This is a genomic window from Curtobacterium sp. PhB190 (assembly GCF_004365385.1).
Classification (GTDB): domain Bacteria; phylum Actinomycetota; class Actinomycetes; order Actinomycetales; family Microbacteriaceae; genus Curtobacterium.
The window spans coordinates 86,631-100,053 of sequence record NZ_SODN01000009.1; the positions used below are offsets into that span (position 1 = coordinate 86,631).

General features: G+C 67.4%; 14 protein-coding genes. 5 read left to right on the forward strand and 9 right to left on the reverse strand.

The window, feature by feature from the left end:
* Positions 1-145: 145 nt before the first annotated feature.
* Complete coding sequence (locus EDF47_RS15715; protein ID WP_131881538.1) at positions 146-736, reverse strand: hypothetical protein; 591 nt, start codon at positions 734-736, stop codon at positions 146-148.
* Between the two features lie 527 nt (positions 737-1,263).
* Here EDF47_RS15715 and EDF47_RS15720 point away from each other — a divergent pair.
* A complete protein-coding gene (locus tag EDF47_RS15720) occupies positions 1,264-2,181 on the forward strand; it encodes a hypothetical protein (RefSeq protein WP_131881540.1) in 918 nt (305 codons plus the stop codon).
* Positions 2,182-2,366: 185 nt separating this feature from the next.
* On the opposite strand, the gene EDF47_RS15725 is transcribed toward EDF47_RS15720, so the two are convergent.
* The 8 genes from EDF47_RS15725 to EDF47_RS15760 form a co-directional block, all read right to left on the reverse strand.
* Positions 2,367-2,675: a hypothetical protein gene (locus EDF47_RS15725; protein ID WP_133938558.1), complete on the reverse strand. Its 309-nt coding sequence runs from the start codon at positions 2,673-2,675 to the stop codon at positions 2,367-2,369.
* Positions 2,675-3,316, reverse strand: a complete 642-nt coding sequence (locus EDF47_RS15730) for an AAA family ATPase (RefSeq protein WP_131881544.1) — start codon at positions 3,314-3,316, stop codon at positions 2,675-2,677. The genes EDF47_RS15725 and EDF47_RS15730 overlap by 1 nt, the downstream gene beginning before the upstream one ends.
* Before the next feature lie 141 nt (positions 3,317-3,457).
* Entirely contained in the window at positions 3,458-5,359 is a 1,902-nt protein-coding gene (locus EDF47_RS15735; protein ID WP_133938557.1) for a hypothetical protein, read from the reverse strand.
* A 214-nt stretch (positions 5,360-5,573) separates the two neighbouring features.
* A complete protein-coding gene (locus EDF47_RS15740; RefSeq protein ID WP_131847242.1) occupies positions 5,574-5,810 on the reverse strand; it encodes a hypothetical protein in 237 nt (78 codons plus the stop codon).
* Between the two features lie 153 nt (positions 5,811-5,963).
* Positions 5,964-7,088: an alpha/beta fold hydrolase gene (locus tag EDF47_RS15745; protein WP_131847244.1), complete on the reverse strand. Its 1,125-nt coding sequence runs from the start codon at positions 7,086-7,088 to the stop codon at positions 5,964-5,966.
* Positions 7,085-8,047, reverse strand: a complete 963-nt coding sequence (locus EDF47_RS15750) for a hypothetical protein (RefSeq protein ID WP_133985716.1) — start codon at positions 8,045-8,047, stop codon at positions 7,085-7,087. Before EDF47_RS15750 ends, EDF47_RS15745 begins: the two co-directional genes overlap by 4 nt.
* An 8-nt stretch (positions 8,048-8,055) precedes the next feature.
* Positions 8,056-8,553, reverse strand: coding sequence for a hypothetical protein (locus EDF47_RS15755; RefSeq protein ID WP_131847248.1), 498 nt, complete (start codon positions 8,551-8,553; stop codon positions 8,056-8,058).
* 6 nt (positions 8,554-8,559) lie between these two features.
* A complete protein-coding gene (locus EDF47_RS15760; RefSeq protein ID WP_131847250.1) occupies positions 8,560-9,225 on the reverse strand; it encodes a helix-turn-helix transcriptional regulator in 666 nt (221 codons plus the stop codon).
* A 287-nt stretch (positions 9,226-9,512) separates the two neighbouring features.
* Between EDF47_RS15760 and EDF47_RS15765 the strand changes: the two genes are divergently transcribed.
* From EDF47_RS15765 to EDF47_RS15780, 4 genes are read left to right on the forward strand one after another with little or no spacing between them, the layout of a single operon-like run.
* Positions 9,513-10,862: a hypothetical protein gene (locus EDF47_RS15765; RefSeq protein WP_131847252.1), complete on the forward strand. Its 1,350-nt coding sequence runs from the start codon at positions 9,513-9,515 to the stop codon at positions 10,860-10,862.
* Positions 10,863-10,880: 18 nt separating this feature from the next.
* Positions 10,881-11,237 carry a hypothetical protein gene (locus tag EDF47_RS15770; RefSeq protein WP_131847254.1) on the forward strand — a complete coding sequence of 119 codons (357 nt, stop codon included), beginning with the start codon at positions 10,881-10,883 and terminating at the stop codon, positions 11,235-11,237.
* Positions 11,237-11,980, forward strand: a complete 744-nt coding sequence (locus EDF47_RS15775) for a hypothetical protein (RefSeq protein WP_131847256.1) — start codon at positions 11,237-11,239, stop codon at positions 11,978-11,980. The genes EDF47_RS15770 and EDF47_RS15775 overlap by 1 nt, the downstream gene beginning before the upstream one ends.
* Positions 11,980-13,398 (forward strand): hypothetical protein, encoded by a 1,419-nt coding sequence (locus EDF47_RS15780; RefSeq protein ID WP_133938553.1) that lies wholly within the window; start codon positions 11,980-11,982, stop codon positions 13,396-13,398. The genes EDF47_RS15775 and EDF47_RS15780 overlap by 1 nt, the downstream gene beginning before the upstream one ends.
* The last annotated feature ends 25 nt before the right edge of the window (positions 13,399-13,423 follow it).

Here is a 13,423-nt window from a genome sequence, read left to right on the forward strand (position 1 = left end):
ACCTAGTCGCCGACATCACCCAGTGATCGGACGAGCAACCATCTAGCGCGCGATCGATCGCCATCGGGTCGAAGCGACCCAGAGCTCGCACTCCCCCGCGCGGACGAACGCACTGGTGTGCACGACTGATACTCGCGCCCTGGGACTAGTCGGTATCAGGTGATCGCCGTTCGTCGACATCGTCGGCAACGACTTCGCCACTGTCGACTTCGTCAGCCGTGAACAGCAGTGCGTGGTCGAACTCGCTCAACTCAGCAAGCGAGCCATGTTCTTCGTCGATCCGGACCGGCACGATGATGGAGTTCCCGTCGACAAAGAGTCGGACCGCCTCCGGGCCCACCTTCTCAGTGGTGGTTGACTTTGGCTGGCGTGTAGCGCGCGCTTCCGTAACGAACCGGCCCTGGATTGCACTCCGGCTGCCATACGCCCTCATGCCAGCCGTCCTAAGAGACTGGGGCAGTGATCCAGAAGCTATTTGCCTCCCTACCTGTCCCGAACCCCGACCGGTCACGCGGGCACTTACTGAGAGCGCCTGGCTAGCGACCTCGAGCGCGTTCTGCAGCACTCCACCCAAGTCTTCAGATGAGTCCGGTGTCCCCTCGCCGTGGGCCACCGGCTCCGGCTCTTCGTTGAACTCCCGGGCCGCGATCTCGACAAGCCACGCAGGCGGATCTTCTCGGCCGTCGCGCATCAGGGCGACGCGAGCACGCGCAGCGGCGATCTCTGAGTTCTTCATCGCGGCTCCTTTGGTCCTAGAACCTTCGTCACTTCGATCAGCATGTTGCGGTCCCACTCAGAGATGCGCGCGGGCGGGGCCTCGGACCGCTTCAAGCGGTTCGACTTTGCCAAGTCCTCCACGAGCAACATCCCTACTGTCCGCGTGTCGTCGGCGTCTGATGTCGCGAGTGTAAGCGCCTTCTCGATACGTCCCCACAGCTGCGCTCGCCGATCAGCCCACATGCGTTGAACTACTACTGCGACTGCGACTGCGGCTGTCAGTATCGCCGCCCCACCAGCCACGACCAGTGTGAGCGTCAAGTCCCAGGGTCCCGCCATCGCTTCGTTGCTCCGATCAATGCTCGAACGGCGGATCGAATCCTCCCCGTCGTGAGATGTAGCGACTGGCTCGAGCCAGCGGCGCCGGTCAGAAAACATGGTGCGCCGCCGACCAGGTCCCAGGTTAGCGTTTCTCAGCTATAGACCAATAGCTGCGGCTAGCATTTGATATCATGCGATAGTTTCGGACGGCGAAGGGTTCCAACGATGGTGCGTGTCGTGCGTCCCGGCGGGGATGAGGCCGAGGCCAACGAACGCCTGAACTGGCAGATGCAGGTGCTGCGCTCAATGGTGGCGCACGATGACCGGACGGGCACTCCCGACATCGCGCGACCAGGATCTGAGCTCGCCGGCGATGATCGCGTAACGGCTCCCTTCCACACCTCGCACCTGGTGCACTATGCCCTCGGCGTGGCCAGCGATGCACTCAGGACGACGCTGCTCCTCATGGACGATGGCACCGACATCCGGGTCCCGATGATCGGGCTCTACCCGCTCCTTCGCACCGTCATCGAAGGGTCAGCCCTCGCCACGTGGCTTGTAGCTCCCGACGATCGTCTCGAGCGCGTGAAGCGGACCCTCGAGACTCGCCTGTCTGACCTGATCCACGACGATAAAGCAGTGATCGTGGCAGCAACGATCGAACCTTCGGACAACGCGGCCGAACTGTCCGACAAGTCGAAGACTCTTCGCGAGAACGCTCGCCGAGTGCGGGCGGAGAAGCGCCGGCTGCGCGAGCATGCCGCTCGCGTCGGCGTTGAGCTCGACCTGTCCGGTCGACCGGGATTCGGTCCGCTTCTGCAGGCGATCGCACCGGTGATCGGGATGAGTATCGGCGAAGTGCGCGGCGTGTGGCACTTCGTCTCAGGACTGACTCACCCGTCACTATCACGTGCTATCAGCATGGCGGACGTCGAACTGAAGCAGCCCAACGGCGACGGCACGGTCACCGCGACGATGTCAGCGAACCTGGCGACGGTGAACCTGGCGATCGATGCCGCACTGCTGGGCTACAAGACGGCGCTCGAAACCGTGGGCCGTCGCGGCGGTCGGGATGACCTCGCGTGGACCGATGCCTCATTGCCAGTGCCGCCGAACTTCCGGCGGGTGTGGAACGACCGGTAACGAGTGATGCCCCCGGATTGGGCCGGGGGCATCTGGCTGGCGGGCACGAAGGGAGCCAGCCTTGTCAAACAATACTGACCCAGACTGGATACGAGATAGCCCCTGATATCGCGTGATACCAGGGGCTATTCAATGCTTGTTCGTGCTAGCCGCGACTAGCAGCGGCTAGCAGCGGCTACCGCCTGCTACTCCATGCCGTTCTTCTCGATGTGCTCCATGCCGATCTCCATAGCGCGCAGCATGATCGCGTGGTTCGGATACCGGGTCGCCTTGTTGTAGTCGGCGATGCGGTCACGGAGGGCTTCGTGGCCACGCCAGCGCACGAGGGCCGTCAGGGGCGCATCACCCGCCCCCTGCGCCGGCGCCTTCGCCTTCGCCCGAGCAGGCGGTTGGGGCGACTTCGGTGCTTCGGAGGGCAGAGCCTCAGCCGCGGCACCGAACGCGGCAATCGCATCGGGATCCACCGTCGTCTTCTTGTTCCGTGCGATAGGCATCAGCCGTACACCTCCGCCGTCAGTTCCTGGATCTCAGCCCGCGCCTGCTTCGCCTTGGATGCCGGGAGCTCCATCACTCCAAGACCGGGCGCGGCAGCGTCGCGGTAGGCCTTGCGCGAGTACAGAACGGTTTCGAGGGGCTTGACCTGGGGGTACTCCACGATGAACTCGGAGACGTCCTCTGTCTCCGTCTCGTTGTGGTTGGTGGGCGCCTGGCTGAGCAGGCTACGGACCTCCAGGTCCGGGTTGAAGTCGCGGGCCGTGGAGATCACCTCGTCGAACTCCTCGAGCGTCTCCACGTCGAATTGGCTGGCACGGAGGACAACGATCATCAGATCCGCAGCGGTCATCGCTGTTCGCATCTCCTGATTGTCGTCACCGGCGACGTCAACGATCACGTGGTCGTAGAGCTTGTCCAGGTCACGGAGGGCGGCGTGAACGTTGCCGCGCTTCTCGACGAGCGTCATCGCGGGTTCAACGCCGGCGTCGACGCGACGCGCGTGCCACTTGGCGAGCGATCGCTGCTTGTCGGCGTCGACGAGGATCACGCTCTTGCCCTGATGAGCGAGCGCCGCCCCGATGTTGGTGGCCACGGTGCTCTTGCCCGGGCCTCCCTTAGTTCCTCCTACGAGGGTGATCATCGCAACCCCTTTCGTGTGCCGTTGCTATCACGCACTATTAGCCGCTAGCCCAATCCAGCAGGCGATAGTTCCTGCTAGCAGGCTAGCAGACGCAAGTACGTGATAGCACTAGTGGGTGCTATCAACTGCTAGCAGGAAGCACTATGCGGCCAACTCGAGATCACGGAGCTGCTGGAGGAGTCCTCGTCGGACGAACCGCATGGCTTCTTGGTGGTCGGCTCGGCCGTCGCCCGAGCATGGGTATGCCGGGTATGCCTCGGGGCCGCCGTGGTCGTCGACGGATCGGAACATGACGACCTGCGTGGTGGGAGTGCGGTCGCGGCCGCGACGGCCGGCCTTGCGGATGAGGTGGTTCTGCCACCACGCCCAGAGGTCGCGCTCGTCGGCATACTGCTGTTCCCGTCGCCGGAGGATCCCGTCCACTCCAAGCTGCTTGGCCACGTGTGTCCGGAAATCCTGGAGCCGTCGACGCCAGCCGGTAGGTGTGGCAATCACGAGTGTCCAGCGGCGCATGCGTGCGAGCGCTGCACGTGCGCGGCCGCGGGGGAGTCCTGCACGGTCAGCGACGACCTCGGGGGCGTTCTCGTCAGTGGTCAGGCTCTCGTAGACACGGCGCGCAGTGGGCCCCAGCCCTGCGCGGGTGAAGACGTCGTGCCGTCCGGCATCGAGCCGGTCTTCCAGCACGTCCAGGAGGGTGACTCTCGTGTCGAAGAGGTCGGCCGGGGGGCGGGCGGTCACATCGTGAAGTGGCCCGACATGTACGAAGGGTGTGGAAAACCGGTCTGTGAGTCGCCAAACTGCCGCGTTGGGGCCGTCCGCCTGGCGTCGGCGGGTGATCCATCCGGCCGCCTGGAGGCGGCGGAGTGAGCGGTCGGCGGTGCTCGAGGGGATCCCGGTGGCGATCGCCACGGACCGGAGTGCGGCGCCGACGTCGCGGGAGCCGGAGCGCAGGGACAGCCAGGCGAGGTGGGTCAGGACGGTGCTGTCGTGCAGGTCCGCCTCGGTGCGGGTCCAGCGGCCGGGGGAGGCGGTGAACGCCTGCAGCATGGCATCGACGATGTCGACGATCCCGGTCAGCTGGGTCAGGTCGCGCTGCTGGCGTTCCTCGGGCGCGTACCGGTACAGCACGGCCCGCTCCTGCGCCTTCGCCCACTGCCGCTCGAGGCGCGCGGCAGCCTCCGCCGCGGTGCGGGGCTCGCGGCCGCCGGTGGGGCGGTTGCGGGTGCGGTAGTGCTCCATGCCGGGTGCGGTCTTCGCGGCGTGCTCGACGTCGGCGAGGGTCCACCCGGACACCGCGGCCGCGAGCAGGCACAGGTAGCCGGTGCGCGACGGGTCGCGGCCGCCGGCAACGGTTCCCATGTGCGCCTCACCCCACGCCGGCAGGGACCGGTGCACCCGGTGACCGGCGTCGACGGGCCCGGTGGGGGAGGAGTCCGCGGGATCCACGGTGGGCCGGAGCTCACGGAACGCGGCCGTGACACGGAGGAGATCGCCGGCGGTGACGATCGGGGTGCGGAGCACGTCGACGTCGTCGGCACCGGCCATCACCTCGGACGCGCCACCGCGTGCGTGTGGAGTCAGGGGCGGGCGGACGGCGCCCGTGCGGTCGTTGCAGAGCAGCCCGTGGTCAAGGGACGGCAGGACAGCGCGCGCGGCGCCGGCGAGCTGCACCATCGTGGCCTTGTCGACGCCGGCGAGGGGCACCCACACGTGGAACCCGCCCGTGGGGCTCGAGCGGCACACCACGTGCGGCACCTGCGCGTCGCGGAGGATCCGCACCAGCACGCCAAGGTCCTCGGCCGCCTGGTCGAAGTCCTCCGGGGTCTTCGCGTCGAGGTCGAACGCGGCGAACCAGAACCGTCCATCAAGGTCGGTGAGATCGATCGTCCACGGCGTCGACGGGGGAGTACGCCCGGCAGTCGGGAACTTCGACGGGTAGCTGTTCGACCGGACCATCCCGTCCGCCTCCGCGATCATGCGGTTCACGTACCGACGAGGCGCGATCGAGCGCGTCAACGCCCAGGCGGTATCCGGAGAGGACACGCGGGCAGATTGATCTATACCGGGCGCAGCAACGTGCGTTACGATGGCGACACCTCCTCCTCTCGGGGTGGTGGTACGACGAAGGCTCCCGGCTCCAACCGGGCTTCTTCTCTCGGAACCTCACAACCTGACCTGATTGGCGTCCTGTACAGGCAGTGAGACACATGACTTGGGGCCTAGCCCCGGACCCCCGCTTCGGCGGGGGTTTTGTCGTTTAAGCGGCTGTGTGGGCGACCTCCAGCGAGTCGTCAAGGATCGGCAGGGCGCCGTACTCCGCCACGAGCTGGGCACGAAGCCGCTCGAGGTAGAGCGAGACGCTCAGATTCCCGGATGCGCGAGCGGCATCGAGGTAGTCCTGCCCCGTGTCCGGGTGCAGGGCGATATCCGGGCGCGCGGCGTTCACACCGCGGGGAAGACGATTGCGCTTCACACCTGCGTTGGATCCGGTCATACGCACGAGTGTGGTGTTAACGGGTGGCTTATGCGGGGAGGCCGGGACGGTGTGTCGGATACCGCTCGTCAGAAGAGTCCTGGCTGGGCTCGCGGTAGACAGAGCGGTTGGCATGTTCGATAGGTTACCGCAGCGGGCACACCGTAGTGCCGTTTACGGCAGAGACTCGACGAACTGGCGGACGCGCGTCGTGAATCGTTCCGGGTCGCTGTTCCACTCCATGCCGTGCGGGACGGGCTCGAACCGCTCGAGGGTGACCTGGGCCGGGTAAGTCCGCATCAGGTCCTCGGATGCCCCGATCGGGGCGTCCGTGTCGCCCTCGGAGTGCAGGATCAGCACTGGCGCGGTTGTGCCGTCAAGGGACGGGCGAAGGTGGGCGGCGCGGAGCGGCCGGCGCAGGCCGGCAGCCTGTGCGAGACCGGGCACTGTCAGCGCGGTGGTGAACAGCGGTGCGAGGAATCCGGGGATCCCGGAGCGCCGAGCGGCGGCGCCGATGATGGACCGCCAGTCGAGGGCGGGTCCGACGAAGATCAGGCCGGCGATGCGCGACCGCTGCTTCGAGGTGGCGGCGAGGATCAGGTTAATGGTGGCGCCCATCGACCAGCCGACGAGGACGACGTCCTTCGCGCCGTGGTCGACGGCGTACTGGATCGCAGCTTCGACGTCGTGCGCCTCCTCCTGGCCGAGCGTCGCGGGAGGTGCGGCGGCGTCCTCGACGTCGCCGCGGTAGGAGACGACCAAGGAGGTGAGCCCGGCCGACAGTGCGCCGGGCACGCTCCTGAGCGCGGAGGTGCGGGACGAGTGGATGCCGTGGACGTGGATAGCCCAACGAGTGGTCGGCGTGCCGCTCTGGAACAGGTACGCCTTCCGCGGGCCGCTGGGGGCGTGGATCTGCACTTCCTCGTACGGCGCGTCCACCGAAGCAGGATCCGGGTAGACGTACCCGGTCCACAGAACAGCGTCGTCAACGGCCGGGAGGCCCTGACTGGCGTCTACGAGCGCGCGCGTGACCGTTGTCTCGTCCTGGCCCTCGATGTCGCCGACGAGGGCGCTGAGGGCGTCCTGCGCCCCGAAGCGGATGCGGTACTGACCTGGTGCACTCGTGGCGGGGGTGCGCTCGAGTCGGATCTGCTGCACGTCGACGGATCGGACGACGGGGCGTCGTTTCGGCCGAGGGTGAATGGCCCGTCGGCCGCCGACGACGCCCAGCGCTGCGGCGCCCAGGACGAGGCCGGCGCCGATCGCGATACCCGTGGTGAGTGCTGCTGATCCGGTCATTCGTTCCAGGTCCTTCCGGAGGGGTTCAGGGTGGTGCGGGCGATCCAACGCTCGGTCCTGCGGAACCGCCGGCTTTCGGCGCCGGTGAGCTGCAGGGTCTCGTTCATGAGTCGGTTCTGGATCTCGATGGTGAGGCCGTAGGCATGGTCGAGCGGGTCGGGGGCCTGAACCATCCGCTTGATGAGGCTGAGCGAGCTCGGTGTGCCGAGCATCCGTTCGAGCTGCCAGGCGCTGTATCGCCACAGGGTGCGGCTGACGCCGGCGAGCACGTAGCCCACGATGATCGTGATCATTCCGGGGTAGAACAGCAGCTGGAAGGCGAGGAAGAACGCGCTCCCGAGCGGCGTGAGCTCGCCGGCGAAGTGCCCGATGGCCGTGTACACCAGGTCGGCGATCGCCGCGGCGATGACGAGAGAGAACCCGGCGATGAACAGGCGTCCCGCGACGGCGTTCCTACGTGGCAGTGCGGAGAAGAGCGAGCTGAGCGAGATCCACAGCAACCCGATCATGTACAGGCTGATGTAGACCCAGCAGGCGAGGGACGCGAGGTGTTCGTCGATGAACGTCTCTGTTGGCCCTTCCCGATTCGGGATGGCCATGAAGAAGCCGGTGAGGACCGCGGCGATGAGAACGAGGTAGCGGATTTGCCCTGGTTCTCGATCTCCGCTGTAGAGACGGATCGCGTCGCGGAGGTACCAGAAGCCGGCGGTCGCGGTCAGCGCTTCGATGAGGTTCAGGAAGTTCTGCCCACCGACCAAGGGGAGCGCCTGGTCCAGGGTGGTTGCTGGCCAGAGGAGACCAAGGGTTAGGAGGCCAAGAATCGCATAGCCGGACGCCACCCACGCCGGCGGGAGCGGTTGCTGCTCACCAGTGGAGAATCGCCGGCGGAGTGCTCGTGGAGTGCGGCCGATGAAGACCGCGAGCGCGAGCGCGAGCGCGAGCGCGGTCGCGGAGAGCACGACGGGCATCAGAAGATGTCCGCCGCCGCCTCGCTACCAGCGCCACGGAGCCACCTCGCGAGCGCGAAGGCGCCCTGCTCTGCGACGGCCTCTTCAAGTTGCAGCTCGTCGCTGAGATGCCCGTCGGTGACCGACCGGCCTCGGATCGAGATGATGCTGCCGCCGCCGGCGTTCCGGATCGCGTCTGCCGCCTCCGGGCGTGCGGAACAGCCGCTGTGGCGTCCCACGACGTGGATGAACTCGTGCAGGAGCGTGTGGAGCCGCACCGTGGCCGTATCGGCCTTGCGGTACATGATCACGCCGTAGTCGTCATGGTCAATCCAGTAGCCGGTGTGGTGCTGATCCGGGCTGCTGATCGAACTGATGTTGAGGCGCTTGCCGTACAGGGACTCGACGATGCCGAACAAACGGTCAAAGCTGCGGTCATCGTCCGGGAGTGCGAGGCGATCCAAGATCCCCTGCAGCTGCTCGTCGACGGCGACTTCGACCTGGTCGCTCTGACTCACGTACATCTACTCCTCTGCCCGCTTGCTCTCCCGGATCGCGCGCGCGAGTGCGCGGAGGGATGCGGGGCTGGCGCCGGCGACCCCACGTGACGACGCGCCCCTCGCTTCAGTCTGCGCGAACGCCTGCTGCACGTCTAGGCGCGCGTCGATGTCGTCGATGGTGCCGGAGAGCTCGAGCTGCGTCAGGTAGGACTCATCAACGCCGAAGAACGTTGCGATCGCGACGAGCTGTTCAGCGGTGATATCCGAGTGTTCGCCGGCAAGCACGGCCTGCCAACGCTGGAGGGTCAGGTGGGACTCCTGCGCGACGTCGCTAGCGAGCAGGGCGCCCTGGACGTCCAGCTTCGGGAACTGAGCCTGCGCCACTGCGAGCAGCTTGTGCACGCGCTCCGACACGACCTCTTCCGGGCTCTTCACCTTGGGCGTGAGGGAGTCCTGCGCGCGAGACCACAGGTCGCCGACGGTCACACCGCACGCGGTTGCCAGGGCTGACATGTCGTTCGTCGTGAACGGCAGCTCACCGCGGGCCCGGCGGTAGTAGTAGTTCGCCGACAGACCAGAGCGCTTGATGAGGTCTCGGGTGGTCAGTCCCGCGGCAGCTTTGGCGTCCTCGATCGCTCGCGCAATCGCCTGCGAGAACTCGTCCGCGGCGCCTTGGGGTACATCCGGCATCCACCCAGGATAGGGACTCCCACCAGGGAAGTATGTAGTGTGCCGCTAGCGGCACGTACCGCTAGCGGCACAGAGAAAGCCTCGAACGGCTTGCGCCGCTGCCGGCACAGTAGTTTACTGTTAGCGGCACATTCTGCCCCTAAATGGGGGTCCACTGCCCCCGCAGTTCGCGACCTCCGCAGGGGTGGGGGACCCACAACTTATTAAGTTGGAGGGCTCTCTTGGAGACTCAGCACCAGACCAGCGTGCATCACGCCCCCGATCCGGCACACACGCTGTTCCGCTCCGTGGAGGTGGAAGGGGACGCCGCCGGGCTCGCAAAGACCGGGTTGAGAGGCGGGCTGAACCGGATCGGCTTCAAGCTGCCGCCAGGTGCGGCGGAGCAGCAGGCACGCGAGCGCCGCGCGGCGCTCGAGAGCGCGCGGGCGGTGATCCTGCATAGTGCGTTTACCCGCCCGGTGGGGGTGCTGATCGCGAACCCGAAGGGCACGTCCGGGAAGACGCCCGCGACCCTGGGGCTGGCGTCGGCATTCGCGGCGGTGAAGGGCAACGGGATCTGCGCGCTCGAGGTCGCGGATGACTCCGGCACGCTTGCACTGCGTGCGGAGGGTGTTCCGCAGCTCGACCTCGGCGACCTGGTGCGCGACATCACGTCGATCCGATCCTCCGGGCAGCTCGCCGGCTACGCCGTGCAGCAGTCCTCGTTCGTCGACGTGTTCGGCTCCCGGCCGGGGGAGTCCCGTCCCGCGTTGACCGCGGACGACGTCGTGAACGTGTCCCGGGTGATTGACGAGTACTACCGGTTCCGGTTCATGGACTCCGGCAACGTCGTCACGACGGGGCCGTTCCTCGGCGCGATCGACGTCGCGGACGTACTGGTCGTGCCGGTGATGATGGCCCGCGACTCCGGCCTGAAAGCGATCGAGATGCTCGACGGGCTGATCGCGACTGGCGGGCACGCTGCCGAGCTCGCTCGGAACGCCGTGATCCTCCGCATGACGGATGGGCGGCCGGAGAACAGCGTCGACCGGGACGACGTCGTTCGCTACCTCGAGGAGCGCGGCGGTGCACGGCAGTTCGACATCCCGTTCGATGCGCACATCGCAGAGCGGCGGGACATCACCTGGGCGAAGGTGTCCCAGCAGACGCAGGATGCGTTCACGTTCGCGGCCGCGGAGATCGTCCGCGTCGTGCGAGGCGAGGCCCCCAGCACGGCCGTTGCACGGCCGAGCGAAGCAGCACCCACTGCGGCAACGTCGCCGCAGGATGACGAGGACCCCGACGGGGCAGAGTCCGCGCCGAACGCTGACGAGGCGCCTACGCCGGCGCCGGTGTCGGCAGCGGCCGCACCGCGGGCGTCGGTGGTGCCGGCAGTGGCGTCGGATCCGCGTGAGGACTGGGTGACGTGCTCGGAGTGCGGCAAGCAGACCCCGCCCTACACGTACTGCTCGTTCTGCAAGCACCAGTTGACCGACAACGTCAACCTGCAGCGCTTCTACAACCGCGGCCGACGCGCCTCCGGGTACGCCGAGCCCGCGGAAGACCTCCCCGAGCAGCTGCGCGCACTCCCGCCCGTCCCCACCGATGACGACTCCGACGACGACTCCGATTCCGGCTCCGGCCGGGTGTCGGCGTAACCCACGAAAGGACCATCCATGTCTGTTCTGCCCATCCCCACCGCCCCGGTGCCGACGCGCGTCGTCGCAGCGTGCTCGGGGAACAACACGAACCCTTTCTGCGGTGTCACGCCGAACTTCGACTGGCTCGGTGACGGCTTCAACGCTGTCTGGGTGCCGGCCCTTGGCGGTGCGCTCGGGATCGCGCTGATCATCCTGGCGTTCTTCTTCATCAAGGCCCTGCTCGGTCTGCGGAAAGCGCTCGATGCGAAGAAGCCGAACGAGGCCGAGCACGCCCGGAACGTCGCGTTCGGAACCGGGCTGGCGATCGCGGGCGTGATCCTCGCCCCGACCCTGTTCGTCGCGATCACGACCGCCGCGCAGCGAGGCGCCTGATGAGCACCCCCGATCAGCACGAGACGAACACCGGACATCCGAAGCGGGTCAGCGTCCGAAAGGCTGCGCTGATCTTCGCCGCCGCAGTTGTTGCGGCCGCCCTGGTGGTGCTGATCGTCGTGGCATTGCTGCCCCGACCGACGAGCGCTCCCGCCGCGTCCGCCTCTGCGCCGGCGACGACGTCGTCGGCGACGCCGGGTTCGGCGCCGACGGTGGACAGCCTCGGCACCTCAGAACGGCGCACTGTGTCGGGCTGCGTCGCCGGGGTCGAGATCACCGGGAAGGACCTGCTGCAGCTGCGACGGACGAAGGACTTCACCGTCGAGGGCGCCGCGGAGTTCCTCGGCGGGTTCCTACAGGTCACATCCGCGGCCGACCCGGAGTGGCGGTCCGGGATCGAACAGGTCGTGAACATCGCCACCACCGGCGCAGCGCACGACCTGCTGCAGAACCAAGTCTCCGAGGGCACCCCGTACGCGGACGCGCAGCAGCACACCGCCGACCTGTCCAAGGGCGCGTTCAAGGTCGTCGACCTCACCACCCACACGGTGACGATCGACATCGCCGCCGCGACGACCACGGACGGCAAGGCCGACGTGCGGAACGGGCAGACCAACTACACGGGCGGGCAGTTCACCCTCACCGCCACGGACGGCGGCTGGGTCGTGTCGGGGGCGTCCGGTGATGGCGACTGGCGGCAGAACGCCACCCAGACCGGCACCACGTTCACTGGAGGCTGCTGATGGCCTGGTGGCAGGACGCCGGCGCGAACCTCGCGGGCGGGTTGACGGGCATCGTCGCCGGGATCGTCGGCCACGGTGCGAAAGCAGCATCCGACGTGGTGAAAGCGGTCGAGTTCACCAAGGACCCCGCCGGATACATCACGTCGCTGCTGCAGCAGGGCGTGTACGTGGTCGCCACGAAGCTGGTCCCGCCGATGATCGACGCGCTCCACCCGGACTACACGGCGAAGTGGTGGATCTCGTCGTACCGGGTGTCGTTCGGGATGGCGTTCCTCGTCGCCGCGGTGCTGCTGGTGATCTCGTTCGTGCAGACCCAGAAGGGCAAGAACTCCGGCAAGGAGCTCGCCGAGACCCTGTTCGTGGCGCTGCCCGGGTTCGTCATCTCCGCAGCGTTCGGGCCGCTGGTTGGCCAGCTGGTCGGGAAGGTGTTCGTCCAGCTCGAGGACTCGATCGCGTTGTGGTCGGTGTCGTCGTCGACGAAGGACTACTTCACCGGCCTCGGCGACGCCGCCGCGTCCGACAACGCGCAAGCGTTGTGGGGGACCGCGCTGATCTCGCAGATCACCCTCATCGGGTTGCTGCTCGGGATGATCGTGGTGGTGTTCGTGCTGCTGATCCAGCTCGCCACGATGTACCTCACCGGCGCGCTGATGTCGCTGTTCCTGGTGTGGCTGATCAACGCCCGCACCCGGCACCTGGGAAAGATCGGCCCGACGGTGTGGATCGCGTTGAACTTCGCCCACGCCCTGCTGATCCTCCTCGTCGGCATCGTGTTCCGCGCCGTCGGCGGCCTGCAGATGAAGGCAGTGAACGGTGACGCCGGCGACTTCGCCGTGTTCGTCAACCTCGCCCTGCCCGCGGTACTGATCTGCATGATGGTCTTCGCCCCGATGGCGCTGATGAAGATCGCCTCCCCAGCAACCGCCGCAGTCGGCGGCGGCGGGCAGTCCCGCGACGGCGGGCTGAACAGCCCGAACGGGAACTCCGTCCCGCAGATCCCCACCAACGGTGGGGGTCGTGGCGGTGGCGGTGGCGGTGCGGGGCCGCAGAGCCCCAACGACGCTGCGCAGAACGGCAGCGGCAGCGGGTGGACACCGTCCACCCAGCCCGCACAGGCCAGCGGGGGCGGTGGTTCTACGACGATCAACGCCATCGGCGGTAGCGGCGCTGGGGCTGGTGGTGCGGCGAATCAGGCAGCGCAGTCCGGGGGACGGAAGACCGCGCAGGCGGCCGCGCAGAAGGGCGCCACCACCGCAGCGGGCAAGGCCGCGACCGCCGGCACCGCAGCAACCGGTGTCGGGGCGCCCGTCGCCGTCGGCGCGGTCCTCGCCAACGCTGCCCTCAAAGCTGCCGCATCCGCGGTGCGTGCCGGCCACCAGGCCGCTGAGCAGGCCGGCGACGCCGGCTCCCACGACTAACCCGCTCTGACCATCGAAGGAGTGC

What these genes read in the sequence shown, in the direction of transcription:
- EDF47_RS15775 (WP_131847256.1), top strand. Translation starts at nt 11,237, where the DNA reads ATGAGCACCCCCGATCAGCACGAGACGAACACCGGACATCCGAAGCGG.
- EDF47_RS15740 (WP_131847242.1), bottom strand. Translation starts at nt 5,810, where the DNA reads ATGACCGGATCCAACGCAGGTGTGAAGCGCAATCGTCTTCCCCGCGGT.
- EDF47_RS15760 (WP_131847250.1), bottom strand. Translation starts at nt 9,225, where the DNA reads ATGCCGGATGTACCCCAAGGCGCCGCGGACGAGTTCTCGCAGGCGATT.
- EDF47_RS15770 (WP_131847254.1), top strand. Translation starts at nt 10,881, where the DNA reads ATGTCTGTTCTGCCCATCCCCACCGCCCCGGTGCCGACGCGCGTCGTC.
- EDF47_RS15715 (WP_131881538.1), bottom strand. Translation starts at nt 736, where the DNA reads ATGAAGAACTCAGAGATCGCCGCTGCGCGTGCTCGCGTCGCCCTGATG.
- EDF47_RS15725 (WP_133938558.1), bottom strand. Translation starts at nt 2,675, where the DNA reads ATGCCTATCGCACGGAACAAGAAGACGACGGTGGATCCCGATGCGATT.
- EDF47_RS15780 (WP_133938553.1), top strand. Translation starts at nt 11,980, where the DNA reads ATGGCCTGGTGGCAGGACGCCGGCGCGAACCTCGCGGGCGGGTTGACG.
- EDF47_RS15730 (WP_131881544.1), bottom strand. Translation starts at nt 3,316, where the DNA reads ATGATCACCCTCGTAGGAGGAACTAAGGGAGGCCCGGGCAAGAGCACC.
- EDF47_RS15720 (WP_131881540.1), top strand. Translation starts at nt 1,264, where the DNA reads ATGGTGCGTGTCGTGCGTCCCGGCGGGGATGAGGCCGAGGCCAACGAA.
- EDF47_RS15745 (WP_131847244.1), bottom strand. Translation starts at nt 7,088, where the DNA reads ATGACCGGATCAGCAGCACTCACCACGGGTATCGCGATCGGCGCCGGC.